Raw genomic sequence first — 24,443 nt, 5'->3', positions numbered from 1 at the left:
TAAAATGGCTCCACAGGCAGGATTCGAACCTGCGACCGATCGGTTAACAGCCGATAGCTCTACCACTGAGCTACTGTGGAATGTGTGGTGAAATATGTAATGTTTTTCAACGACAATGATTATACTATCACGCTTCCATATACTAGTCAACACCTTCTAATTATTTTTATTATAAAATAATTGCAATGACATACACCAAATTAGCAACCAATAATCCTCCCTTTATAACAACACTTGCTAAAAAACCGGCTGCTGAACCAATACCAATTTTCCCCAGACGTCGTATGGAAGTCTCCCCTGATATCATCTGCCCAACCACAGCACCTAATAGTGCTCCGATTAATATACCCACTCCCGGAATAATAAATGGACCAATGACTGTCCCAATCAAACTTCCCCAAGCTGCCGCCTTCGTTCCTCCGCTTTTTTGAATGCCAAAATAATTGGCCACGTAATCAACCGCAATTAAAAATAAAGCAATCAAGCCTTGTACTATCCAAAAAAGCATTCCAAAACTGCTAAACCCTTCGGCAAAACCGATTATGATAATAGCAGCGCCGTAAAAAATTCCACCGGGAATAATCGGATATATTACACCAATAAAAGCAAGTATATAACACACAGCTGCTACAATGTATAAAAGCACGTCCATACGAAAAACCTCCTCATAACAATAAAGAAAACTTGGCTGATATCCTGAAAGAAGGAAGTTCAGCCGGGGTGAAAGAACTTCTGCAATATACTCCTGCCAAGTTCGCGTACATCCTGTACTAAGGACAAAAACCAACGCCTCCTGTGAAAGTAAGCTCTGTACTAACCCCAAATGTGAATACCCTCACTGCATGTATATGGATCTGCTCAGCATATTAATAACATCAATGGCTTATCCAGGCCAACAAGCTGTATTTTCCTGTCTATGCAAAGAAAGAAGGCGTTCTTTGTAAGAACCCCTTCTTTCATTATACACTATTCTTCTTCTAATACGACTTCTGCGATGTTAACAGAATGGTCGCCCACTCTTTCAAGGTTGCTGACAATGTCTACAAATATAATCCCAGCAGATCCGGAACATTTCCCTTGATTTAAGCGGAGAATGTGCTTTTTGCGAAGTTTTCTTTCCATCTTATTAATTTCTTGTTCTTGTTTAGCTACTGCTTTTGCTTCTTCTAAATCATCATTTTCGAGCGCGCTGATTGCATTTTTCAACGTCTTGACCGTTAAGTCAAACATCTCTTCTAAATCGGCATATGCTTCATCAGAAAGAGTCACTTTGTTCGTTAACTGGTAATCGACTAACTCAACAAGATTTTCCATATGATCTCCAACACGCTCTAAGTCACGGACAGTATCCATTAACAGCGAGTGCATTCTTGAATTTTCATCTGACAATGAACGTTCAGAAATCAAGACAAGATAATCTGTAATTTTTCTATCTAAATTATTGATCGCTTCTTCATACTGCACGGTTAATTCTGCATGCTTTTTTTGATTGGTTTTCAAGTAATCTCTAGCTTCCATTAATCCTTTTTCAGCAAACCAAGCCATTCTTAATGTTTCCGTCTTTGCTTGTCCTAATGCAATCGAAGGCGAACGGTCAATGAATGACGTATCAAGATGCTTAGCCCGATATTCAATTTCGTTTTCATCACCTGGTATGAGCTTTGTCACTAATATTGCTAACAGCCCGACAAACGGCAGCTGAATCAATGTGTTTGATGCGTTAAAGATACCGTGAGCAAACGCAATTGTCATTGGTTTATTTAAGTTCAGCCATCCTTGCAAGTTCTCAATAAATGCTGTGTAAGGCACTAGTAAAATAATAATAATGGTTGCACCAATTAAGTTAAAGATAACGTGTGTCAACGCTGCACGTTTTGCTGCCAGTGACGCTCCAAGTGCGGCTAAAACAGCAGTAATGGTTGTCCCGATATTATCACCAAACAATACAGGAAGCGCTGCATCTAACGCTAATGACCCTTGGGTATAGAGTTCTTGGAGCAGGCCGATAGAGGCTGATGAACTTTGTACCGATACCGTAAACAATGCCCCGATAATAACACCAAGTAAAGGATTTTCACTCATACTGACTGTTAAATCACGAAATGCTGGCAAGCCCTCTAACGGCTCAAGACCATCACCCATTAAAGAAAGACCAAAGAATAATGCACCGAATCCGAAGATAACTTGGCCGTAATTGTTAACTTTTTTATTTTTAAAGAAAAAGATGAGAACAGTTCCAAGAAAGAGAATTGGCAGTGCGTAATCCTCAATTTTAATACCGATAATAAAAGCGGTGACAGTTGTTCCTATGTTTGCCCCCATAATTACGCCAATTGCTTGCTGCAAAGTCATAAAACCTGCATTAACAAGACCGACTGTTAATACAGTGGAACCGCTGCTTGACTGGATTAATACTGTAACAATGATACCAGCCAAAACACCCATTAATGGGTTGCTTGTATACTTGTCCAAAATTTCCCTAAGTCTATCTCCGGCAATTTTCTGAAGGCCATCCCCCATAAATTTTATCCCAAATAAGAAAACACCGAGACCTCCAAAAAACGTAAATAATATCGTTTGTAGATCCACACCGATTCATCCCTTCGATAATATTTTATCCCCTTTTTTCGACAATCCTCCTACATGGTACCGATACTATATTGAGCAATTATTTATTTTTTGTAAAGATTTTATTAAGATTTTTTACGAAAAATTAATGTAAACAAATGAATTAACATAGAAGCATCACAGCACTTTTCTTCTATATAGTTTCCAACTTTTTTTCTGCTATCAGCAAAACCACATAAGCACCAACTATTAAAGGTGCAGCCCCTGCCTGTTACAAACATACTGAAATACCGCAAAAGTTAAACATTATAGGATAATAAATACTATCTGCGGTTATACCGTACACACACGTGCTGACTTCTGAACGAGATGCTGTTACATTTTATCTGTTATTTTTCCACACCGCGGTCGATGAATGTTTACTGTTCCTGCGGTGTGCTTGCCTTTGTAAAACTTATTACGAAGTCCGCCTTATCCAATTGTAAATTTTTTCTCCTGCCAATATCTCCAATTTTTACATTTCACACTAAGAACCATAAAAAAGGAGCTGATATTACGTATCCAGCTCCTCTTCCTTTTCTTTTACTTGCTCTTTTCTTTTGACTAGTATCCGCGTACCGTCTACATCAGTTACAACTACCTCTTCGTCTGCTTCAAGCCACTGTCCTCCGCTAGTTGCACTATATTCATTACCGTCTATCATTATCGTTCCAATAGGTCGAAACGGCGTTAAAGTCTTGCCTTCCCTGCCTTTTAACTCTGTATACGTTTCATTCATTGAATTATACCCAAGATCTCCGCTCATCCGGTCGCGAAGTGTTATTTTAGACCACAACTTCCTGCGCGGGAACACCTTTAAAAACAATCCAGCAGCAAACATGCCTAAAATAAACCCGAATACAACAAGAATAGCATACGTAATGGAAGGAGTTGGCACAGCAAGCCCTAATCCCATTAACAATGCACCCAGCAAGGCAATTGTTCCGTCGCTAATCACTTTTCCGTCTACGATAATCAGCGATAAGCCGACTCCATATAATATGAGAATCCACAAACCTGCAGAGGAATCGATATGATAGGAAAAATATAAACTCATAAACGCTATGCCTAAAACCGCAAACAATCCTTTTGCCTTTACGAGCAGCTCTCCTGTTAAAAAAACAGTTCCAAAGAATACAATAAAAAAACCAATACTGGCGTGCTGCAAAAGTTCCATATCATCAAGCTCCTTTTTTTGAGCATCTTTATCTATATACGTCCTATTTCTTTTCCCGTTTCATATCCATTTTATCGCTTTCCCATGAATATTTCACTGTATAATTTCTATATTCACCATATAATTATTATGTAAACAAAACAATGAGGATAAAAATATAAGAACCATATAAGAAAAACGGTAGTTGAGAAACCTACCCAACTACCGTCCTCGTCACTGTAGACGTTGCTGCTTTTGAACACATCTGCTGCAGGCGGGACGCTTTCCGCAGGCACAGCCTCATGCTATTCCCGCTGGATCCGCCCGCCTTCCGCACCTGCTTCCGGATAGCATATGGGCGAAAAATCCTTAAAATAACAATCAAAACATATACTTTCCCGCTTTCTAAGAAAAGCGCAAACGCCTCGAAAAGCCGCGGCAGGTTCTGCAAAGCAGAGGACGTTCGGCTACGGGGAAGGAATTTCTGTTCTGTACGGTGCTTCTATAAGGAAGTTCTGCTGAAAACGTACACGTCCTGCAGCAACGCTGAACCGGCTCGCGCCATGTGCGCCTGAGCGGCTGGACTCTTGTGCTAAACGCGAGAAGCACCGGTTTTTATATTTTCTTGCCTTTGAACAAACCGAACTAATTTGGCTAACATTAGTTCGGCTGTTAAGCAGCCTGCTGCAAATTTCATTCTGTTTCTTGTTAACTGATTTAAGCTGATTCGGTCTCTTCGCCAAACCATCCTTTTACAGCTTCAATCAGGCTGTTTAAAAAATCCAGAAAACTGTCAATAAACGATTGCGTATCTTCCCGATTTAAAAACTCATCGAGATTGTCCCGTATTTGCGTAATTTGGTTTTGTACTTGATCCCAATTAATATTCAAGTCCTTCATGCGATCAAATAAAGAAACAATGCCGTTTAATTCTTCCTCTGTCAATTCAATCCCCATCTCATTTGCAATTCGCTGCACCAGCTCGCGCAAATCTTCTTCTGACTCTACGGATGTCTCGCTGATTTCTTCTTTGACTCTCGTCATTAGTTCGGCTGCTTCTTCCATCCCGATACGCTCGCCTAACTCTGATGTCTTCACCATTTCTTCATTTGCTACCTTTTTTTGTTCTTCTGGAATATCGATGTCGTTTTGTATTTCATATGCTTTAATAATACCTGTTAGAGCAGCTGTTCCGGATACATCAAATGGTGCAGTAATATAGACTTCCGCATCTCCCACCCCTGCTGTTATTAATGTGTTTGCGTAAATAGCTTCTGTTATTTTTGTAATGTTGTTAGTTTCCACATGAATGCCGTCCCCTTCTTGTCCAGCTGTTATCTTAGAAGAAGAAATGGCTCGTTCTCCGATATCCGATGCACTCATATACTCCCCTAAGTAATTGTGCTCTTCTTCATTGGTCACCGTAATAATTTCCGCACTGTCCCCTGCGTTCATCTCTTCTAACACATTGTTTTTTTGCGCTTCTGTTAAGTCTTCTCCTAGTGTGACTGTTACATCACCGCTGGACGTATCGGCCATTGCTGCTTGAGGAAGAACAGTGATAATAAACGCTAAAAGTAATGCCGCGATAAATTTGTTTTGAATCATGTATGATCAACTCTCCTTTACTGCTTGTCCAATCCATATGCATAACTGTTTTTTTTATTCATACACATATATTATACCTTGAAACATGTCCGGAGGATGTCAAAAAATGAAAAAATTGCTGTTGTTTTTATTATTTCTCCTTATCTGTGCATCACTTTATTACGATATGACAGAAGGCACACTTACGCCATCGTCTGTGAATAATGACTCATCATCAAACATAGAAGTGCCCACAGAGACCTCCGCCCCTGCCTCTAATGCTCTAGAAGGAAAGGAAAAAACTGAAGTAATTGTTGAGCCTGGACAAACTGTCCTTTCCATCGTTGAACAACTTCACGATGGACCGGTGCCAGCATCCATCGCTGACATTAGTACAGATTTTCAACAATTAAACAACGGCATTGCGCCAGAGGATATCCAAGTTGATGAATCCTATTACTTTCCAGTTTACAACACTCCCTAATGGCATCTCGAAGCCTTTGCTTGCCAAATGAAATAAAACGCTGATACAATGAGACGTGAACTTTTCCAAATCGTACAAATGAATGATTACACTATGACCATAAAGGGGCGAATGGATTCATGAGCCGTATCACTCACCGCACAGAAACCAGACCTGTAAAAGTAGGAAATCTGGTTATCGGCGGCAATGACGAAGTAGTTGTGCAAAGTATGACCACCACCAAAACTCATGATGTAGAAGCAACCGTAAGTGAAATAAAACGCTTAGAAGAAGCAGGTTGTCAAATTGTACGTGTGGCTTGTCCTGATATGCAGGCTGCTGAAGCAATTCCTGCCATAAAAAAACAAATTAATATCCCGCTCGTTGTGGATATACATTTCGATTACCGTCTTGCCTTAAAAGCAATTGAAGGCGGTGCTGATAAAATCCGGATTAATCCGGGTAATATCGGAAAACGAGAAAAAGTAGAAGCTGTGGTAAAAGCAGCAAAAGAAAAACGTATCCCTATTCGCATCGGCGTGAATGCAGGCTCTCTTGAAAGACGCATTCTAGAAAAGTATGGCTATCCCACTGCGGATGGAATGGTAGAAAGTGCATTGCACCATATAAAAATCCTGGAAGACTTGGATTTTTATGATATTATCGTTTCCATGAAAGCATCTGATGTAAACCTTGCTATTGAAGCATACGAAAAGGCTGCACAAGCGTTTTCTTATCCGCTTCACTTAGGTATTACAGAGTCAGGTACTCAGTTTGCCGGAACCGTAAAAAGTGCCGCCGGGCTTGGTGCTATTTTAAGCAAAGGTATTGGAAGCACCCTCCGCATTTCTCTTAGTGCCGACCCGGTTGAAGAAGTAAAAGTCGGCAGAGAATTGTTAAAAACCTTCGGACTTGCATCAAATGCTGCAACGTTAATTTCTTGCCCAACATGCGGCCGAATTGAAATTGACCTTATCAGCATTGCAAATGAAGTAGAAGAATATATTTCCTCCATTCAAGCTCCAATTAAAGTAGCTGTCTTGGGCTGTGCGGTCAATGGACCAGGTGAAGCCCGGGAAGCAGACATCGGTATCGCTGGTGCTAAAGGAGAAGGGCTGCTGTTTAGGCACGGAGAAATTATTCGCAAAGTACCAGAAGAAACGATGGTAGAGGAATTAAAAAAAGAAGTAGATAAAATCGCCGAAGAACATTATAAAAAAGAAACAACTACCACATAAGAAAAAAGAGCTGTCTTTCAACAGAATTGTTGAAGACAGCTCTTTTTTGTTTATAAAAGGATTACTTAAGCGGCTAAAAGAACGGTGCAAAAAATACAGTCATTGCAATCGAGAATGCCCCTAAACCAATGGACCAATAACCTAAGGCATTAGCTCCTTTACGCGCGGCAAATATACCCAGTACAATTCCCGCACCACCAGTAATAACAGGTAAGAAGAATAAGGAACAAATGCTTAGAATGAGAGCTGTAATACCAAGCCCTTTCCCCATTGACTCATCATCAACATTGGCCTCCATTGTAGCCTCTTGCTCTTCTTCTTCTCTTTGCGGCTCTGACATATTATCCCGGCTGCCGATACCGGGCGAAGCAACTTCTGAAGCTGTTTCCATATTATAGTCATTATCTTGAGCATTATCTACTGGATATTCTTCTTCGTTGGCAAGCAAGTTCGCTTCATCCTGCAAATCATTACGCTGCTTATCTTCATCCATCGTTGCTGCCCCCTCCCTGCTCTTTTTACTAACGATTAGAAAGAAGAGCATTCTTATTATCTCTCGAGAGGGACTTTTCAAACTGCCAATTTAAAACAACTTATACAGAAAGCATCTGACAATCATAACAATGTCCATAAATTTCAAACTTATGACCAGTTACTTCAAAATCACTTTCCATTCTTTCTTCCAGCCACTCCATCGGACATGTTTCAATCTGCCTGGTTTTTCCGCAGTCTAAACATATTAAGTGGTGATGATGCTTCGTCGTCGAACACGAGAACCGGAAGCGCTTTTCCCCTTCCAATTCTGTCATTTCAAGGATATCCATTTCTTCAAATAACGACAAATTACGATACACGGTATCAAAGCTGACGTTGGGGTACAATTTCTGCATAGATGCTAGTACTTCTTTTGCCGATAAATACCGTTTCTCTTCTGCAAAAAGACGGAGAAGCTGCTCTCGTTTTCCAGTGAATTTAAACCCTTCTTTTTTTAATTTATCCAATGCTTGTTTCACGTTCATCACTGTTTCCTCCTATTTACAAACAACTGAACATAATTCTGCATTAATACCATCAACAAAATGACAGAAGAAGCCACCACAATTGTTCCGCCTGTTGCAATATTAAAATGGTACGAAAAATACACACCTGTTAATACTGCTGTTTCCGCCAATACAATTCCCCAAATAAGCGTTTTTTTAAAGCTTTTGGCAATTTGCAGGGCGCTTGCTACCGGCAAGGATACAAGAGCGCCAACCAGTAATATTCCAACCACTTTCATTGACATCGAAATAACAAGTGCCACCAGCAGTGAAAATACAAAGTTAATGTGTTTGATGGAGATGCCAGAAACGCTGGCATACTCTTGATCGAACGAAACCGAAATCAATTCTTTATAAAACAAAAAGAAGATAAGGATAACTGTTATGGATGTGATAACAATAAACATCAAGTCTGCTTCTGTAACAGAAACGACACTTCCAAATAAATAATCGTACCATTCACTATATCCTGACTTTGATGCGCTCATAATCACCGCACTAAGCCCCACCCCAGCAGATAAAATAATCGGGGCGGCCAGCTCTTGGAAGTGGTGATACGTTTGCCTTAATTTTTCAATGACTAATGAACCAATAAGGGCAAAAATAAATCCAGTGTATAACGGATTAATCGTTATAATATTCCACGTTTGTCCAAGCAGTACACCGGCTGAGATTCCCGTTAATGTTACATGAGAAAGGGAATCGGATATAATGGATGAACGACGAACTGCCAAAAACGACCCCACCATCGGGGCAATAAAACCAATTAATATGGCGGCAATGACACCGCGCTCAATAAAAGATAATTCCATCACTACATCATCTCATTTTTTATTACTTTTCATTTTACATCTTCTTAAAATAATACACAATTACATGTTGGGCGTTCTTCTAACCGTCTGTATAGCAAATCCAGCTGCCTTTCTATATAAAAGTACTGTCACTAGAATCAACAGGGCAGTAACAACAATCATTCCCCCAGGAGCCAAATTCAAATAAAAAGCCGAAATTAAACCAAGCACAACAGAAGTTTCGCCAAACAAAACAGCATATAAAAACATTTGTTTAAAGCTTTTGGCCAGTTGTATCGAAGCTGCCGCGGGCAGAACCATTAAGGACGATACAAGCATAATCCCAACAATACGCATGGAAGAAGCAATCACTAATGCGGTAATGACAATAAATACAATGTTAATCCATTTACTGGGAAGACCGCTTACTTTCGCTTGTTCTTCGTCAAAAGATAAAAACAGCAGTTCTTTATAAAAAAATATCAGTATTGCTGTAATAAGCACCGTAATAATACCTATTGTCCATAAATCATTTCTCGTTACTGCAATAACACTGCCAAACAAATAATTAAACAAATCATTATTAAAACCGTCTGCAAGCGAGATAAAAACAACACCAAGGCCGATACTCGATGACAAAATAATTGGAACTGCTAACTCTTGATACGCCGAATACACGTTGCGAAGTTTTTCCATCATTAAAGAGCCAGCAACGGAAAAAGCCATCCCCATATACAAAGGATTGAAAGACGCAAGCCACGCTGCACTTTGTGCTGCAAACAGGTGAAACGCAATACCAGTAAGTGTAATGTGTGACAAAGCATCTGTAATCAATGCCAGCTTTCTGACAACAATAAAAACGCCAAGTACCGGCGCTAAAAAACCAATCATTATTCCTACAAAAAACGCATTCTGCAAAAATTCGTACGTAAAAAACACATCCAGCATCTTAGCGGGCACCCCCGTGATCATGTGTAATCACCTGAACATCATGACCATATAACGAGGATAAGTCACTGTTCTCAAAATCTTGTGACGTACCATGAAAATGGAGGGTTTTATTTAAACAAGCAACGTCGGATACATATTTTGTCATCACACCAACGTCATGAGTGACCAATAACAAGGTTATGTTTTTTTCGCGGTTTAATTGAGATAATAAAGAGTAAAACTGCTGGACAGACGCAGTGTCTACTCCTACTGTCGGTTCATCTAAAATTAACAAATCAGGATTGCTGACTAAAGCTCGTGCAATAAAAACACGCTGCTGCTGTCCGCCTGACAGCTCACCGATATTGCGGCTGCTGTATTCGCTCATCCCTACTCTTTCTAACGACTCAAAAATTTGTTTTTTATGTTTGCGGCTTAAAAACTTCAGCAAACCAACTTTTCCATACAATCCCATGGAGACCACTTCGAAAACTGTTACCGGAAACCCTGCATTAAAACTGTTCGCTTTTTGCGAAACATATCCTATCTTTTCCCAGCTTTTAAACTTGGCCACAGGAGCATCAAACACCTGCACCCTGCCATGTGTTGGCTTTAACAAGCCCAGAAGTATTTTTACTAAAGTAGATTTACCTGAACCATTTGGTCCCACTAATCCTAAAAAAGATCCTTTTTTAATGGAAAGACTAATATTTTCAAGGACCATCTGGCTGCCATATCGAAATGATACATCATCTATTTGAACAACAGTATCATCTTGGTTACTCTTATACATAAAGTCACCTTCTCGTACCTGATTTTATAGAAACTTCTACTTAGAACGCACACGTCCTGTGTTGGGCGTAGAAGTCACCACATCCTGTGGAAGTAGGAATGATTACGATTTATATTTTTTGAGTATACAGGAAGAACATATCGTTGTAAATCCTTATGCTTGGCTTTGTCTAAACACCCCCATCGACACAGGAGGAATTCGATGAACCAACAAAAAGAAAAAGTTGCTGTTATTGATATAGGTTCTAACTCTATTCGCCTTGTCATACATGAACTTGACGCAAAAAGAGGAGCAAGAGAAATACATAACTTAAAAAAATCAGCACGGCTAAGTAACTACATCGATGAACACAACTGTCTCACTACCGAAGGATTTACCATCTTGCTGCAATCGCTCCAGCAACTAGAAGAAGTCATTGAGTATCATCAGGTGAAAAACGTGAAGGCGGTGGCTACAGCAGCCATTCGCAATGCCTCGAACCGTGAAAAAATCTTATCGTATATCCATAAGGAAACGTCGTTAACGGTGCGGGTGCTAACGGAAGCAGAAGAAGCACGTTACGGATATTTAGCCGTTGTCAACTCTACTTATGTTACGGACGGCATAACCATTGATATCGGCGGTGGAAGCACGGAAATAACGCTTTTTCAAAATCGGGAGCTTCTTTATTCTCACAGCTTTCCATTTGGTGCGCTCACCTTAAAAAAACAATTTTTCCCTGACAGCGAACCTGAAAAAAACGATATTCAACAGCTTTTAACTTTTATTCATCAGCAATTTGCTGCGCTGCCATGGCTGAAACAAACCGCTAATCTCCCTGTTGTTGGCATTGGAGGCAGTGCCAGGAACATGTCGCTGGTTCACCAGGCGCAAATGAATTACGCTTTATCCGGCCTCCATCAATATACCATGACACCCCAAGACGTAAAGGCAACCCTTGCGTTGTTTGAAAAATTATCGTTGAAAGAAAGAGAAGAATTAGACGGCCTCTCCAAAGACAGAGCTGATGTAATTATTCCTGCTGCAGCCGTCATTTATCAGCTGATTGACTATGTTCATGCCAATTATTTTTTAATGAGCCACAAAGGTTTGCGAGACGGCCTCTTATTTGAAGAAGTGCTGCGGGACACCTCACAACAATATTTTCCAAGTGTGGCTGAAGAAAGCTTTTTTCAATTAAGCCGTGAATTTGAAATAAATGAACACGATGTCAAAGCAGTTGGTGCTATTGCAGGAAGCCTTTATCAGTCACTTGTTCCATATTTACCGAGCAGCTTGAAAAAGGAGAATAATCTGTATTTACTGGAACAAAGTGCCAGGGTTTTATACATGGGAGAATTTATTAACCATGAAGCAAGCAGCCAGCACACCTTTTATGTACTAACGAACCGATCTATTGATGGAATATCTCACCAGAACAGATTAGCGCTGGCTTCTATCGCCTCCTTTAAATCAAAATCATGGTTCAAACGGCTTATCCGCCCTTTTCGTTCGATGCTCACTAAACAAGAGTTAAAGCGTTATGAACTGCTTGGCAGTATCCTTAAACTGTCCTATTCTCTTGACCGTACCAAGCGTCGCGTCGTTGAACATATTGCAGTGGAAAAACAAAACAGAGGTCTTTCCGTCTATATATACTGTCGAAATCATGTCAGCTTCCATTTTGAAGAATTAAAAAGCAAAAAGTATAAGAAACACATTGAAAAAGTCATCAAAAAACCGGTCCATCTTTACTTTCTTTATACAAATTTTACAAAAAATTAATAGTAAAATGGTAGTATAGGACTACAACTTAGAAATGGTACGTAGAAAGGTGTCTTGATAAAATGTGCGAGCAAACATCATTACCTGATTTACATCACCCGGCTCATTATAACAATCGTGAATTAAGCTGGCTCGCTTTTAATGAGCGTGTACTGCAAGAAGCATTAGACAGTAACAACCCTCTGCTTGAACGCTTAAAATTTCTAGGCATTTTCAGCTCCAACTTGGATGAATTTTTTATGGTGCGTGTTGCTGGCTTAAAAGACCAAGTAAAAGCCGGTTTTAACAAGCCTGAAAACAAAGCCGGACTGACCCCAAAGCAGCAGTTAAGCGCGATTACGAAAAAAAACCGGTCACTCGTCGGTCTCCAGGACAATTATTATACGGACGTCCTGCTCCCTCTGCTTGCTAAGGAAGGAATAAAATTTTTAACCATCAGAGAACTAAACGACGAGCAAATGCAATATTTAACCTACTATTTTAAAGAGTACGTTTTTCCTGTGTTAACACCGATGGCCATTGATGCGTATCACCCATTTCCTATGCTGTTAAACAAATCTATTAATTTAGCGGTGCTGTTACATAAAGGTGGCTCAACAGAGCAACGAAGTTTAGCCATCGTACAAGTACCTTCTGTATTAAATCGTGTGGTTGAATTGCCTGCAGCTAATCACCAGAAACATTTTATTATGCTAGAACAAGTAATCAGCGAATTTATTAATGACCTTTTTCAAGGATACGAAGTAATGTCGGTTTCTCCATTCCGTATTACGCGCAATGCTGATTTAAGCATTCATGAAGAAGGCGCTCGTGATTTATTAAGCGAAATCGAAAAAGAACTTAAAAAACGCAAATGGGGAGCAGCGGTGCGCTTAGAATACCAGCAGGGATTAATGGATTCTCAGCTGTTAAGGTATTTAACAACAGAGCTTGAAGTACATGAGAAAGATGTTTACTATTTCAAAGGGGCGCTGGACCTTACGTTTTTGACATCGCTTAGAAACCACCTCGCCAGCGAGTATGAACACTTAGTCGATGAAACGATTATCCCGCAGCCTCCTCAAGATTTAACCGATGAGGACGATATTTTCTCGGCCGTTTCCAAAAAGGATGTATTACTTCACCATCCTTATGAATCTTTTTATCCTGTTATTGAATTTGTTAATAAAGCAGCAGAAGATAAAGACGTATTAGCTATTAAACAAACATTATACAGAGTAAGCGGCGATTCTCCTATTATCAAGGCTCTTGAAAAAGCCGCCGGTAACGGCAAACAAGTAACTGTGCTCGTCGAACTAAAAGCACGATTTGACGAAGAGAACAATATTCAATGGGCCAAAAAGCTAGAAAAAGCTGGTGTACATGTTATTTACGGCATAACTGGTTTAAAAACCCACAGTAAGATCACCCTTATCGTTAAAAAACAACATGGCAAAATCAAACGATTTGTTCACCTGGGCACTGGAAACTACAACGATTCTACAGCAAAACTCTATACGGATATGGGTTATATGACGTGCAAACAGGAATTTGGTGAAGACGCCACAAACTTTTTTAATTACCTAAGCGGCTATCGAGAAAAGCCTGATTGGAATCAAATTTGCGCCTCTCCCGGTGAAATCAGAGAGTGTTTATTACAACATATTGATGACGAAATCGCCTGTCACAAAGACCGTGGCGGAGGCAAGATTATTGCCAAAATGAACTCTCTCACAGACAAGCCGCTCATTTTAAAATTATACGAAGCATCAATTGCTGGTGTCTCCATTGACTTAATTGTGCGCGGAATCTGCTGTCTGCGTCCAGGTATTGAAGGCATAAGTGACAATATTCGGGTCATAAGCATTGTCGGTCAATACTTAGAACACACGCGTATCTTCTATTTTCATCATCATGGCCAAGAAAAATTATTCCTATCATCTGCCGACTGGATGACCCGTAATATGGACAAGCGTATTGAAATTATGTTCCCAATTCTAGAACGTTCCTTAAAAGACAGACTGTGTGATACATTACAAATGATTCTAAGCGACAACGTAAAAGCACGTATTCAAGATAAACATGGTAATTACGAATATGTGCAGCGCAATCCGAAAGAACTTCCGCTAAACAGCCAAATGACGTTTGTCGAATTAGCTTCCAAATGGAAAACACATCATGATGAATAAATAAAGGTGCCCGAAGAAGACGGGCACCTATTGTTGCGCTTTTTGCTGTATTTCCACAGCATACCAGCTTTTGGCATCGCCATGTTTTTCTTCGTAATCCTCTAATCCCCCGACCCCGCGATGATACGCGGTTAATGTTTTATCCCAGTTACCAAACTTATCCTGTAAATAATCTAAATACTCAATAGACAATTGAATGGAATAGTAAGGATCAAACAGCATCGTATGACTGTAAGGCAAATCGCTTTTCTCCGCAATCCACGGCCCTGTATTTTTCATAAATTGTGCCAGCCCGTATGCTTGTCCATATTTCGTTGGCGGACCAACGAGAGAAGGATCAAACTTACCGCCTGTTTCCACGTTTAACAACTCAAATACAATATTTGGATCTATCCCTTTTTGCTTTGCTTGATATATTAAATAAATGCCCCAATGCACATTGAATCTTCCATTACTTTTTTCGTTCAACTGTTCTGCTTGTTTTTTCAGTTCATTGTATTCAAAGTAATCAATATCCCAATCGACCTGCGAAGATTCTTTTACAAAAGACAGATGTGCTTTCATATCTTGTGCTTTCTCTAACTCAGAACTTTTTTCTTGCAATCGATCAAGGTGTTCTTGGACATTTTCTTCGTAATCTTTATCATCAAAGCCGGTTAACATAATAACTGCAGTTAATAGAATAAACATCCGTCCGTTTTTCACATTCACACCTCCGCTGTCTTAAACAAACATGTTTTATCGCGCCAGCAAATAAAACCACATTGTATACGTTTGTAACAGACCGATAAAGCGAAGGTCAATGCAGATGCGTAAACTGGCTGAAACTTACAAAAACTGCCTGAATTTGTTCTCAGGCAGTTTTTGTTCATTACATGTTTTTTTTCAGCGGAAACGCCAATGTAATAATTGTTCCTTTATTTACTTTACTTTTGATATCAAATGTACCGTTGTGTTCTTCCATAATCTTTTTACAGAGCGGAATTCCTACCCCAGTTCCTTTATCTTTCGTTGTAAAAAACGGCTTTCCGATATTCATTAATACATCTTCTGGAATACCGCCGCCATTGTCGCTCAGCTTTATGACTAAATGTCCATCTTCAGCATAGCTTCTCAAGGTAAATTCATTGCTTGTACTATCATCAGGATACGCTTCAATAGAGTTTCTGAGCGCGTTCAAAATAATTTGTTTAAACGATGATTCATTCACTTCAATCTTATCGCTAACCGGGGCAACCTCATAATGAAAACGAATGCCTTGCATGAGACATTCTGATCGGATAATGTCAATCACACCATCTAATAAACATTTTGGTGTGAGTAATTCTTTTTTAGCTTTTTTCCTGGCAACCGACAAGAAATTATCAATGATTTCGTTCATGCGCTCTGTTTCTGATAAAATTGTTTGCGAATATTTATCAAAACTGTTTGTTAAAGCTGACAGTTGTAAAAATCCTTTAATGACAGACAACGGGTTTCGCAGCTCATGCGCAACCCCTGCAGATAAATGGGACACCGATTCCATTTGATCTTGATAAGTGAGTAAGTGTGTATATTTGCGCTCATACGACAAATCGTAAATCATTAATAAAACTCGATTGGTGTCTTGTAAATAAATTCCTTTTAGATTAAGCCATTCACCACTATGGTCATTTTTTACTTCTAACTGAAGAGACGTTTGTTTCTCCAACACATCTCTAACAAGACGTGCAGCTACAATCAACCCTTCATTTCCTTCTGATACAAACTGGAAATTCAATTTCTTCTCTGTATGTGAATGTTCTCCACTAAGATAACGCGAAAAAGCATCATTTACTTGTTCAATGTCCAGATCTGGTCCGATAATAGCGTACGCGTGGTCAAACTGAGATAATAAGTCATCTAAGTCTAACGCTGGCGGCGGACTGACCATTTCCGTGCCTGTTAATAAAATAAATCCATTTTTCAACACACCGCTGTATTGTACATATACGTCTTTGTCTGCAAAGCGGTGAAGCAAGGTGAAATCTCTGCACATTCCTTTTTCACGTATTTTGTTAATATAGTAAAGAGCTTGCTCCCCATGATATGGCGTAAAATAATCATAAAAATACCGGCTGTCCTGAAAAAATTCTTCCCCTGTTTTGTTTAAAGAAATAATATAACCATCCTTGCTTAATACTAACTCAGCATCAGACCGCAATTTTTCAAATTCTTTTTTAAAATCAATTGTACTTAATGTACGTAATGATTCGTACATATAACCCCTCCTTGTTTAACCAAACCCCCATTAGTTGCTGCTTGTTCTCAGCATTTCATTTATGATTAAACAAATGATCATCTATGCTGCAGTTTTTCCAATACTTACCTCCCCTCTGATTATACTAAAAATGTTCAAAGAATGCATACTTTTTTTAGTTATTGACTGAGTATTTTCATTTGTGCGACGTTTTTTATCACGCTTTTTTTATATGCACATAAGATGTGAACGATATTTCGATCTTGATTATCATAAGGGGCGATGAATATGAACCACTTTAAAGAACAATGGATAAAATATAAGTTATCCGAACTTCATCCAAATGACCTTATCCACTACGGAAAACTGTATGGTATCACGGTTTCCTATGAAGAAGCCGCTAAGCTGCTGGAACTTGTCCAAACAAGCAGCTGGTCTATTGACGACAAGCAATCGTTGCATAACTTATTAGAGAAAGCAGAAAAAATTGTCGCTCCACAAACATATGCGCTGATGCAAGAATTATTCAATCATTTCATAGGAGACTTGTAGAATAAGCGAGAAAAACCAGCAGGTTTCTGGAACAGAAACCTGCTGGTTTAATTCGACTTATGTCAACAGTTCTTCTTTTAATTGATTATTAAATGTTTGATTGCTGAACATATCAATTTCATGCTTATACGGTGGTTTTTTATTTTTCTTATCCGTACCGACATATGGGGTTTCTAAAATTTTTGGAACGTGTTCCATGGAAGGATGATGGACGACATAATTCAATGCATCAAAACCGATATATCCAAAGCCAATATTTTCGTGACGGTCTTTTCCGGCTCCGCGCTCATTTTTACTGTCATTGACATGCAGGACTTTTAACCGATCGATGCCAATCACTTTATCAAATGCATTTAAGACTCCATCAAAATCGCTTACGATATCATAGCCAGCATCGTGTGTATGACATGTATCAAAGCAGACAGAAAGCTTATCGTTATGCGTTACACCATCCATAATCTTTGCAATCTCTTCAAAGGTACGACCACATTCCGATCCCTTACCGGCCATCGTTTCTAGAGCAATTTGCACTGTTTGTTTGTCGTCAATCACTTCATTTAATCCTTCAATAATTTTGGCGATGCCTTTTTCGGCTCCTTCGCCAACGTGTGATCCCGGATGAAGAACAATTTGAGCCGCACCAATAGCTTCACTTCGTTCTATTTCTGAGCGTAAAAAGTCTACACCAAGCTGAAAAGTGGCTGGCTTGGTGGTATTGGCAATATTAATAATGTATGGAGCATGAACGACAACGTCTTTAATTCCATTCTCTTCCATATGTTGTCTGCCCGCCTCAATATTTAACTCTTCAATCGGCTTGCGGCGTGTATTTTGCGGGGCACCAGTATAAACCATCATTGCTGTCGCCCCATATGAAGCCGCTTCTTCACTTGAACCTAATAGCATTTTCTTGCCGTTCATGGATACGTGTGAACCTAATAACATAAGGATAACTCCCCCGTTTTTATCTTTGTCTCTTTTTTAATTTTTTCTGTCGTTTTTGTTGTTTTTCGGCTTGCAGCCGAGCTTTCTTTTTATAACCAGGCTTTACTTTTTTTGGTTTTGGCTTATGAAAGGCTGGTGTTTTCTTTAGATCGGGTCTGTTATTTTGTAACGGATTGGCAACAGCTTGCAGCTCCTGCTGCTTCCATTCAAAGAACTGTGCCGTAATTCCTTGGTTCTGCAGCTTTTGCACCGCTGGATACTCGTCTTTATCTATATACGTATATGCCTCTCCCGTTTCTCCTGCACGAGCAGTTCTGCCCACTCTGTGTACATAATACTCCAGCTCTTTAGGAAGCGAATGATTAATAACATGAGACACACCTTTAATATCCATGCCTCGGGCCGCTAAGTCCGTTGCGACGAGATACTGGATATCAAGTCCATTAATTTTTCTCATCACCTGTTTGCGCTGGCGCGGTGGAAGCCCGCCATGCAATACATCCGCGTGAAGTCCTGCTTGCAGCAGAGCATCAAATACAATATCAGCGTCTTCTTTTGTTGATGTAAACACAATAGCAAAGTATGGACGCAGACGTTCAGCAAGTGTCACTGTCATCTCTGTTCTGTCTCTATATTTTAATAAGATAAATTTATGATCAATCTTGGCCGGTGTGCTCTCTTTTGGTTTTACATGCACGTGTCTTGGATTTTGCATATATTTTCTCAAAAACGGCTGCAACTGTTCTGGAATGGTTGCTGAAAACACCAGCATCTGCAAGTCATCGGGCATCAGAGCAGCTACTGGATCGATTTCTTCAATAAAACCCATATCAAGCATTTGATCAGCCTCATCAACAACAAACATTTCTGTTTTGTGTACATCAATTGCCTGCGTGTTCGCCATATCTTTCAGACGCCCGGGTGTAGCAACAACGATGTGCGGCTGCTGGTTCAATTTTTCCATCGTGCGGATTCGGTCGGTTCCGCCTGTTAACTGCTTTGCCTTTATCAGATGCTCTGTTGGCTGGTCCTCAAGCAATCTTTTTAGTTCATTATAAATCTGCCCAGCTAATTCTCTTGTCGGTGCTGTGATCACTGCCTGAACGCATTCCAGTTCTGGTTTTACTTTCGCTATAATCGGCAGTAAAAAAGCAAATGTCTTTCCAGAACCTGTTTGTGACTGTCCAATCACATCACGTCCATTTAAAATAGCTGGTATTAATCGTTCTTGTATTTCCATTGGCTTTTCAATTTGCTGCTCTTGTAATGATTGAATGAGAAACGAGGGCAAGTCAAATCGTTGAAATCCATTCATGTTCACACCGCCTTTTAGCTAGATGGTCTTCTATTTTATCACGTACCAGTCTCTCCTTGCACATCTAGGCAGATGCTATCATATTTTATCATAAACAACATAAAAAAACAGCTTCCATAAATCTATGTTTTGACACATTTATTGAAAGGATGATGACGTTGTATCCACCTTATCCGCCGTACATGGGAGGACCGCCGCCGATGCCGCCTGAGTACCGGTCTTTTCCTGACACGCAGCACATGCCAGCCATGAATAGAATGCAGCCTCCAGCAAATGCACCAACAGAGAGGGCTAGTACACCTTTTGCACAAAGGTCTTCTGCCAGTGTCCCTTTTGCCGGGAGATCACTCGCTCCTCTGGCATCTCTTGCCACACAGCAAGGAGGTTTATCAAATATTGTACCGTCTGTCCAAAAAATGATTAATGTCGCACAGACGGTCACACCGATGGTCAAACAATATTATCCTTTAGTCAAACAGCTCCCGGCACTGTGGAGTATGCTTTCATCAACAACAAACGATTCTTCACATATAGACACAAATTATCAGGATAACCCCGGCAAGGAAGAGATTAGTGAACCATTCCCTGAACCTGCTGCCGAGTCAGACAATAAAAAAGCAGAATCCTATTTTGCCGAAGCTCCGCCGCCAAAACTATACGTATAATCGACCATAACGCCTTCTCTTCCAGCACGTTCTTTTACATTTTACAGCACAGATAGTATAATGACTCTAGCATTTCACACACGACTAACTGAAATGCTGTATTTGTCGAATGGAACCAGTTTCAGAGGAGGCTGTTATGGAAGTTATTAAGATTTCCCCAAGGGGCTATTGTTACGGCGTTGTTGATGCGATGGTTCTGGCAAAACAAGCTGCAAGCAACTTGGATTTGCCACGCCCTATTTATATTTTGGGAATGATTGTTCACAATAAACATGTCACAGAAGCATTTGAAGATGAGGGAATTATTTCCTTGGACGGGCCTAACCGTTTAGAAATATTAAAAGAAGTCGATAAAGGGACTGTTATTTTTACTGCACACGGTGTTTCACCTGAAGTCCGCAAACTTGCTAAAGAAAAGGGCTTAACGACTGTGGATGCTACATGTCCTGACGTTACACGCACCCATGACCTTATTCGTGAGAAAAAAGAAGAAGGCTACCATGTTATTTACATCGGGAAAAAAGGGCATCCAGAACCCGAAGGAGCGATTGGTGTCGCGCCGGATATCGTTCATTTGGTGGAGTCAATGGAAGACGTACAGAACCTTGACATCGATGCGGACAAAATCATTATTACGAACCAAACAACCATGAGTCAGTGGGATGTTTCTGACATCATGAATGAAGCGATGAAACGTTATCCACATGCTGAAATTCATAACGAAATCTGCATGGCAACCCAGGTAAGACAAGAAGCTGTCGCAGAACAAGCAAAAGAAGCTGACTTAATGCTGGTTGTTGGTGACCCTAAAAGCAACAACTCCAACCGTCTTGCCCAAGTATCAGAAAAAATTGCAGGAACCCCTGCTCACCGCATAGCTGATATTACCGAATTACATTTGGAATGGCTGCAAGGGTTGCATACGATTGCTGTAACAGCAGGAGCTTCGACCCCAACACCGATTACCAAAGAAGTTATTCAATTTTTACAGCAATACGATGAGAACGATCCATCAACATGGCATACCGAACGAAAAGTAAATAATTCTAAAATATTACCGAAAGTAAAAGCGAAAAAATAAGCATAATAAAAAACCGCGCTTGTTGAAATGAGCGCGGTTTTTTTATTATCCTCACTGCCTTTGGTTCTTACAAGAAAGTGAACGGATCAGTTGATACAGAAGAAGCAATAAACGATGTGCTGTATTTTTTCATATCTATCAGCTCTTCCATTTTCTTCTTCACACCGTTTTTCATGATTTTTTCCACGTTATGGCCGGGGTCAATCATGTTTAAGCCGTCCATTTTTGCATCGTGTGCTACATGATAATACAAGTCACCTGTCACATAGACATCTGCTCCTTGACGCTTCGCATGCATCCAATATTTGTTGCCATCGCCGCCTAGCACAGCTACTTTTTTGACTGGCTGTGCTAACGATCCAACTGCGCGCACATGTTCCACATCAAATGCTGTTTTTACTTGGCTTACAAATTCCTCCAATGAAACTGTTTCTTCCAGCGTTCCAATTCGCCCAAGTCCCATTGTTTCTCCTTCTAAATCAAGCGGATAAATATCATAAGCCGGTTCTTCATATGGATGTGCCTTTTCTAAGGCACGCACGACACGTTTTAACAAATTTTCCGGCACAACCGTTTCGATTCGCTTCTCTGATGCAAATTCCATTTCTCCCTGTTTTCCAAGGTACGGGTTGGTTCCTTCTCCTGGAATAAATGTTCCAGTCCCTTCCGCCGAAAACGTACAATGGCTGTAGTCACCAATATAGCCGGCTCCTGCGTCTCCCAGTGCTTGTCTGACTTGATCGACGTGGCTAAGAGGTGTGAATGCAACTAATTTTTTAAGCGGGGCTTCTTGTGTCGGCACAAGCACATCCGTGTCTTGCAGTTGTAATGCTTCTGCCATCATATCATTCACACCGCCCTTTGCTATGTCTAAGTTGGTATGAGCCGCATAAACGGTAATGTCATGTTTTATGCATTTCTCAATAATAGGCCCTTGCCCTTTCGATGTGTCAATGTGTTTTAACGGTTTAAAAATTAGTGGGTGATGGGCAATAATTAAATCTGCCTCTTTTTCAATTGCTTCATCAATCACTTCTTCGAGTACGTCTAGTGCAATCATTACTTTATGGACAGGCTTATTTAAAGTTCCGACCATTAGCCCGATTTTATCTCCGTCAACGGCTAAAGATTTCGGTGAAAATTGCTCAAATTGCTGAATAATCATTTGTCCATTAGCTGGTTTCATGTTGTAATACCTCCTCTAACAAGTTTATTTTACGCTCTAATTCGCTCTGTTTGCGAGACACCAAGGCTGGATCAGCTGCATGTTCTAACTGCTGCAGCACCCGCTTCCAATTTTCTTTTTCCCGTTTCCATTTTTTTAAAAAGGGAGCAGGCTGTTTTTTTATTAAGTATGGACCAAACAACACACCAGCTTCTCGTTGTGCCTCCAATGCCCCATAAGGAGACAACGGATCGCCTTTTTCAGCTGTGAGAATCTCATATATCCGTCCGTCTTCTTCCACAATCTGTTCATTTATTAACTGCCAGCCGTGACGAAGCATCCACGTTCTAACGTCGCATGCCTTGAGATTGGGCTGAAGGACTAAACGTTTCACTTTATTCAATACCGGCAGTCCTTCTTCAAGAATGTTGGCGATTAGAACCCCTCCCATGCCTGCAATCACAACGACATCGATTTCGTCTTCTTCTTCAATAACAGTTAAACCAGACCCAACTCTTGTTTCTATGTGACTCATGAGCCCCTCTGCTTGAACATGATTTGCTGCTGTTTGCAAAGGGCCGTCATTGACATCAGCTGCTAAGACCCATTCAGCACGATGATTTTTCACAAGATGAATAGGCAGATATCCATGGTCTGTGCCAATATCTGCAACGCGTGTCTGTTGCGGAATTTCGCTTGCTATTGCCTGCAACCGTTTTGATACACTCTCTGTACTCATAAACTGTGGTCCTCTCTTCATCCATGTTCCCGATGTTTACAAATAAAAATCTTCTTTTTCATGCATAAATGCCTGACATACCCTGTCGCTAAAACATTTATTGTGATGTAAAAAGAGGAGGCAGCCAACAGCGCTCCCTCCTCCAGTGCCATTATTCTTCCGACAACGACATCAAGTATTCTGCAATTGCTTGTGACTCTTCTGGATTCGCAATACCGCCCGGCATGTCTCCAATACCGTTTTGGGCAATATCAGCTAGCTCTTCAGCGGAATACTGCTCTCCCGAATCGTTAATAGCTGGATAATCTCCTTGTCCTTCAAGGTTTTCTCCGTGACAAGAAATACAGTTTTCATTGACTAATTCTTCTCCATACTCTACTGGGTCCTGTTGCTCTGCATCTTCTCCATCTTCACCAGCTTGCTGCTGATTTACTCCGACAAGAGATAATCCGAGCATTAACAATAAACCAGCAACCGCAGTAATCAAAAATGGAATGAGCGGCTTATTTTTCACGCTTTATCCCCCTTCTACTATGTATACTATCATTCGCGATATGAATCCGCATTCCTTATATATTTTACTGTATTATTCCTCATTAGAAAAGATAAAAAGGAGACATTTATAGTTTTTGTCACTTCCTGTTCAATTATACCGTTTTAAAGGGAAGTAATGATGTATACACCGGCTAATAACACACCACCTGCTCCAGACCACTGCAAATAAGCCAGTTTCCAATACAACCCAGCTGCCATCCAGGCACTCAAGTTGATGAAGATTGTAGTAATCAATACCCCGCTATTTTCTGTGAAAAATGCCACATTGGTCGTTGTAACAAATAATAATAATGCAGCTGCAGCGATGAAAATATGAAAAGCCATTCGCTCTCGGTTTCTCAGCCATAAAGCAAGTAAGAAAACAGCAATGGTCAACATCCCACTTGCTCCCGCCTTTATCCCTATGGATGTGTCCGTTGCGTAGTGGAGAAAAAAGACTAGAGCCATTCCAATAAAAACAAACAGCAGAACAGCGGTATAAAACAATGGTATTCTGTTATTCGCACGCACTTCACCTTGTGTATACAACATTAATAAAAAGTTACAGTAATGCTCCGGCAAGAGTTTATTTGCTCTCCAGTAATGAATTTCATCAATAATGACCCTTTTTCTTTCCTCTGACATAAAAATCTCCTTTCACGATCATGGAAAGGATAAAGAAAAGGATTGCC

At 40.2% G+C, this 24,443-nt stretch carries 24 protein-coding genes and 1 tRNA gene; 7 read left to right on the top strand and 18 right to left on the bottom strand.

The window, feature by feature from the left end:
• Nucleotides 1-5: 5 nt before the first annotated feature.
• The 5 genes from BLT18_RS06890 to BLT18_RS06870 form a co-directional block, all read right to left on the bottom strand.
• A tRNA-Asn gene (locus tag BLT18_RS06890) sits at nt 6-80 on the bottom strand.
• Between the two features lie 89 nt (nt 81-169).
• The gene (locus BLT18_RS06885; protein ID WP_091272433.1) at nt 170-652 is read right to left on the bottom strand and encodes a DUF456 domain-containing protein; all 483 of its coding nucleotides are present in this window, start codon (nt 650-652) and stop codon (nt 170-172) included.
• A 314-nt stretch (nt 653-966) separates the two neighbouring features.
• Nucleotides 967-2,589, bottom strand: a complete 1,623-nt coding sequence (locus tag BLT18_RS06880; RefSeq protein ID WP_091272431.1) for a Na/Pi cotransporter family protein — start codon at nt 2,587-2,589, stop codon at nt 967-969.
• A 532-nt stretch (nt 2,590-3,121) separates the two neighbouring features.
• Nucleotides 3,122-3,784, bottom strand: a complete 663-nt coding sequence (locus tag BLT18_RS06875) for an NfeD family protein (RefSeq protein WP_091272430.1) — start codon at nt 3,782-3,784, stop codon at nt 3,122-3,124.
• Nucleotides 3,785-4,480: 696 nt separating this feature from the next.
• Complete coding sequence (locus tag BLT18_RS06870) at nt 4,481-5,371, bottom strand: DUF1002 domain-containing protein (protein WP_091272428.1); 891 nt, start codon at nt 5,369-5,371, stop codon at nt 4,481-4,483.
• A gap of 106 nt (nt 5,372-5,477) precedes the next feature.
• Here BLT18_RS06870 and BLT18_RS06865 point away from each other — a divergent pair, with 106 nt between their 5' ends.
• Nucleotides 5,478-5,834 (top strand): hypothetical protein, encoded by a 357-nt coding sequence (locus BLT18_RS06865; RefSeq protein WP_091272427.1) that lies wholly within the window; start codon nt 5,478-5,480, stop codon nt 5,832-5,834.
• Between the two features lie 128 nt (nt 5,835-5,962).
• Entirely contained in the window at nt 5,963-7,051 is a 1,089-nt protein-coding gene (ispG, locus tag BLT18_RS06860; RefSeq protein ID WP_175487409.1) for a flavodoxin-dependent (E)-4-hydroxy-3-methylbut-2-enyl-diphosphate synthase, read from the top strand.
• Nucleotides 7,052-7,124: 73 nt separating this feature from the next.
• On the opposite strand, the gene BLT18_RS06855 is transcribed toward ispG, so the two are convergent.
• From BLT18_RS06855 to BLT18_RS06835, 5 genes are all read right to left on the bottom strand, one after another.
• Nucleotides 7,125-7,544 (bottom strand): DUF4190 domain-containing protein, encoded by a 420-nt coding sequence (locus BLT18_RS06855; RefSeq protein ID WP_245705203.1) that lies wholly within the window; start codon nt 7,542-7,544, stop codon nt 7,125-7,127.
• A 100-nt stretch (nt 7,545-7,644) separates the two neighbouring features.
• Complete coding sequence (locus BLT18_RS06850; protein ID WP_091272424.1) at nt 7,645-8,070, bottom strand: Fur family transcriptional regulator; 426 nt, start codon at nt 8,068-8,070, stop codon at nt 7,645-7,647.
• Nucleotides 8,070-8,903 (bottom strand): metal ABC transporter permease, encoded by an 834-nt coding sequence (locus BLT18_RS06845; protein ID WP_091272422.1) that lies wholly within the window; start codon nt 8,901-8,903, stop codon nt 8,070-8,072. Before BLT18_RS06845 ends, BLT18_RS06850 begins: the two co-directional genes overlap by 1 nt.
• 60 nt (nt 8,904-8,963) lie before the next feature.
• On the bottom strand, nt 8,964-9,830 hold the full coding sequence (locus BLT18_RS06840; RefSeq protein ID WP_091272421.1) for a metal ABC transporter permease: 867 nt from the start codon (nt 9,828-9,830) through the stop codon (nt 8,964-8,966).
• Between the two features lies 1 nt (nt 9,831).
• Nucleotides 9,832-10,605 carry a metal ABC transporter ATP-binding protein gene (locus BLT18_RS06835; RefSeq protein ID WP_091272419.1) on the bottom strand — a complete coding sequence of 258 codons (774 nt, stop codon included), beginning with the start codon at nt 10,603-10,605 and terminating at the stop codon, nt 9,832-9,834.
• Nucleotides 10,606-10,806: 201 nt separating this feature from the next.
• Here BLT18_RS06835 and ppx point away from each other — a divergent pair, with 201 nt between their 5' ends.
• Complete coding sequence (gene ppx, locus BLT18_RS06830; RefSeq protein WP_091272418.1) at nt 10,807-12,369, top strand: exopolyphosphatase; 1,563 nt, start codon at nt 10,807-10,809, stop codon at nt 12,367-12,369.
• A 62-nt stretch (nt 12,370-12,431) separates the two neighbouring features.
• On the top strand, nt 12,432-14,537 hold the full coding sequence (locus tag BLT18_RS06825; RefSeq protein ID WP_091272416.1) for an RNA degradosome polyphosphate kinase: 2,106 nt from the start codon (nt 12,432-12,434) through the stop codon (nt 14,535-14,537).
• A 27-nt stretch (nt 14,538-14,564) separates the two neighbouring features.
• Here BLT18_RS06825 and BLT18_RS06820 read toward each other — a convergent pair whose 3' ends face one another.
• Nucleotides 14,565-15,242: a lytic transglycosylase domain-containing protein gene (locus BLT18_RS06820; protein ID WP_245705202.1), complete on the bottom strand. Its 678-nt coding sequence runs from the start codon at nt 15,240-15,242 to the stop codon at nt 14,565-14,567.
• A 166-nt stretch (nt 15,243-15,408) separates the two neighbouring features.
• Nucleotides 15,409-16,776, bottom strand: a complete 1,368-nt coding sequence (locus BLT18_RS06815) for a two-component system sensor histidine kinase NtrB (protein WP_091272415.1) — start codon at nt 16,774-16,776, stop codon at nt 15,409-15,411.
• A 267-nt stretch (nt 16,777-17,043) separates the two neighbouring features.
• Between BLT18_RS06815 and BLT18_RS06810 the strand changes: the two genes are divergently transcribed.
• Entirely contained in the window at nt 17,044-17,307 is a 264-nt protein-coding gene (locus tag BLT18_RS06810; protein ID WP_175487398.1) for a DUF2624 family protein, read from the top strand.
• A 57-nt stretch (nt 17,308-17,364) separates the two neighbouring features.
• Here the strand turns inward: BLT18_RS06810 and BLT18_RS06805 are convergent, their stop codons facing one another.
• Nucleotides 17,365-18,252, bottom strand: coding sequence for a deoxyribonuclease IV (locus tag BLT18_RS06805; RefSeq protein ID WP_091272412.1), 888 nt, complete (start codon nt 18,250-18,252; stop codon nt 17,365-17,367).
• Nucleotides 18,253-18,271: 19 nt separating this feature from the next.
• Nucleotides 18,272-19,567, bottom strand: coding sequence for a DEAD/DEAH box helicase (locus BLT18_RS06800; RefSeq protein WP_091272410.1), 1,296 nt, complete (start codon nt 19,565-19,567; stop codon nt 18,272-18,274).
• 158 nt (nt 19,568-19,725) lie between these two features.
• On the opposite strand from BLT18_RS06800, the gene vrrA reads away from it, so the two are divergent.
• Nucleotides 19,726-20,232 carry a VrrA/YqfQ family protein gene (vrrA, locus tag BLT18_RS06795; RefSeq protein ID WP_175487397.1) on the top strand — a complete coding sequence of 169 codons (507 nt, stop codon included), beginning with the start codon at nt 19,726-19,728 and terminating at the stop codon, nt 20,230-20,232.
• Nucleotides 20,233-20,368: 136 nt separating this feature from the next.
• Entirely contained in the window at nt 20,369-21,313 is a 945-nt protein-coding gene (locus tag BLT18_RS06790; RefSeq protein WP_091272406.1) for a 4-hydroxy-3-methylbut-2-enyl diphosphate reductase, read from the top strand.
• Between the two features lie 67 nt (nt 21,314-21,380).
• Here the strand turns inward: BLT18_RS06790 and BLT18_RS06785 are convergent, their stop codons facing one another.
• From BLT18_RS06785 to BLT18_RS06770, 4 genes are all read right to left on the bottom strand, one after another.
• The gene (locus tag BLT18_RS06785; protein ID WP_091272405.1) at nt 21,381-22,499 is read right to left on the bottom strand and encodes a Nif3-like dinuclear metal center hexameric protein; all 1,119 of its coding nucleotides are present in this window, start codon (nt 22,497-22,499) and stop codon (nt 21,381-21,383) included.
• Complete coding sequence (locus BLT18_RS06780) at nt 22,486-23,217, bottom strand: tRNA (adenine(22)-N(1))-methyltransferase (protein ID WP_091272403.1); 732 nt, start codon at nt 23,215-23,217, stop codon at nt 22,486-22,488. Before BLT18_RS06780 ends, BLT18_RS06785 begins: the two co-directional genes overlap by 14 nt.
• Before the next feature lie 151 nt (nt 23,218-23,368).
• Entirely contained in the window at nt 23,369-23,731 is a 363-nt protein-coding gene (locus BLT18_RS06775; RefSeq protein WP_091272402.1) for a c-type cytochrome, read from the bottom strand.
• 143 nt (nt 23,732-23,874) lie between these two features.
• A complete protein-coding gene (locus BLT18_RS06770) occupies nt 23,875-24,396 on the bottom strand; it encodes a hypothetical protein (protein ID WP_091272400.1) in 522 nt (173 codons plus the stop codon).
• Nucleotides 24,397-24,443 lie beyond the last annotated feature (47 nt).

Origin of the sequence: Alteribacillus persepolensis, assembly GCF_900099605.1 — a bacterium.
Taxonomy (GTDB): Bacteria; Bacillota; Bacilli; order Bacillales; family Marinococcaceae; genus Alteribacillus; species Alteribacillus persepolensis.
This window is presented reverse-complemented; position numbering and strand designations above follow the sequence as displayed.

Excerpts from the sequence above, each read along its gene's own strand:
- BLT18_RS06840 (WP_091272421.1), bottom strand. The coding sequence starts at position 9,830 with ATGCTGGATGTGTTTTTTACGTACGAATTTTTGCAGAATGCGTTTTTT.
- BLT18_RS06825 (WP_091272416.1), top strand. The coding sequence starts at position 12,432 with ATGTGCGAGCAAACATCATTACCTGATTTACATCACCCGGCTCATTAT.
- BLT18_RS06870 (WP_091272428.1), bottom strand. The coding sequence starts at position 5,371 with ATGATTCAAAACAAATTTATCGCGGCATTACTTTTAGCGTTTATTATC.
- BLT18_RS06780 (WP_091272403.1), bottom strand. The coding sequence starts at position 23,217 with ATGAGTACAGAGAGTGTATCAAAACGGTTGCAGGCAATAGCAAGCGAA.
- BLT18_RS06865 (WP_091272427.1), top strand. The coding sequence starts at position 5,478 with ATGAAAAAATTGCTGTTGTTTTTATTATTTCTCCTTATCTGTGCATCA.
- BLT18_RS06800 (WP_091272410.1), bottom strand. The coding sequence starts at position 19,567 with ATGAATGGATTTCAACGATTTGACTTGCCCTCGTTTCTCATTCAATCA.
- BLT18_RS06815 (WP_091272415.1), bottom strand. The coding sequence starts at position 16,776 with ATGTACGAATCATTACGTACATTAAGTACAATTGATTTTAAAAAAGAA.
- BLT18_RS06785 (WP_091272405.1), bottom strand. The coding sequence starts at position 22,499 with ATGAAACCAGCTAATGGACAAATGATTATTCAGCAATTTGAGCAATTT.
- BLT18_RS06810 (WP_175487398.1), top strand. The coding sequence starts at position 17,044 with ATGAACCACTTTAAAGAACAATGGATAAAATATAAGTTATCCGAACTT.
- BLT18_RS06875 (WP_091272430.1), bottom strand. The coding sequence starts at position 3,784 with ATGGAACTTTTGCAGCACGCCAGTATTGGTTTTTTTATTGTATTCTTT.
- BLT18_RS06885 (WP_091272433.1), bottom strand. The coding sequence starts at position 652 with ATGGACGTGCTTTTATACATTGTAGCAGCTGTGTGTTATATACTTGCT.
- ppx (WP_091272418.1), top strand. The coding sequence starts at position 10,807 with ATGAACCAACAAAAAGAAAAAGTTGCTGTTATTGATATAGGTTCTAAC.
- BLT18_RS06805 (WP_091272412.1), bottom strand. The coding sequence starts at position 18,252 with ATGTTATTAGGTTCACACGTATCCATGAACGGCAAGAAAATGCTATTA.
- BLT18_RS06790 (WP_091272406.1), top strand. The coding sequence starts at position 20,369 with ATGGAAGTTATTAAGATTTCCCCAAGGGGCTATTGTTACGGCGTTGTT.
- BLT18_RS06835 (WP_091272419.1), bottom strand. The coding sequence starts at position 10,605 with ATGTATAAGAGTAACCAAGATGATACTGTTGTTCAAATAGATGATGTA.
- BLT18_RS06850 (WP_091272424.1), bottom strand. The coding sequence starts at position 8,070 with ATGAACGTGAAACAAGCATTGGATAAATTAAAAAAAGAAGGGTTTAAA.
- BLT18_RS06855 (WP_245705203.1), bottom strand. The coding sequence starts at position 7,544 with ATGGATGAAGATAAGCAGCGTAATGATTTGCAGGATGAAGCGAACTTG.
- BLT18_RS06845 (WP_091272422.1), bottom strand. The coding sequence starts at position 8,903 with ATGGAATTATCTTTTATTGAGCGCGGTGTCATTGCCGCCATATTAATT.
- BLT18_RS06770 (WP_091272400.1), bottom strand. The coding sequence starts at position 24,396 with ATGTCAGAGGAAAGAAAAAGGGTCATTATTGATGAAATTCATTACTGG.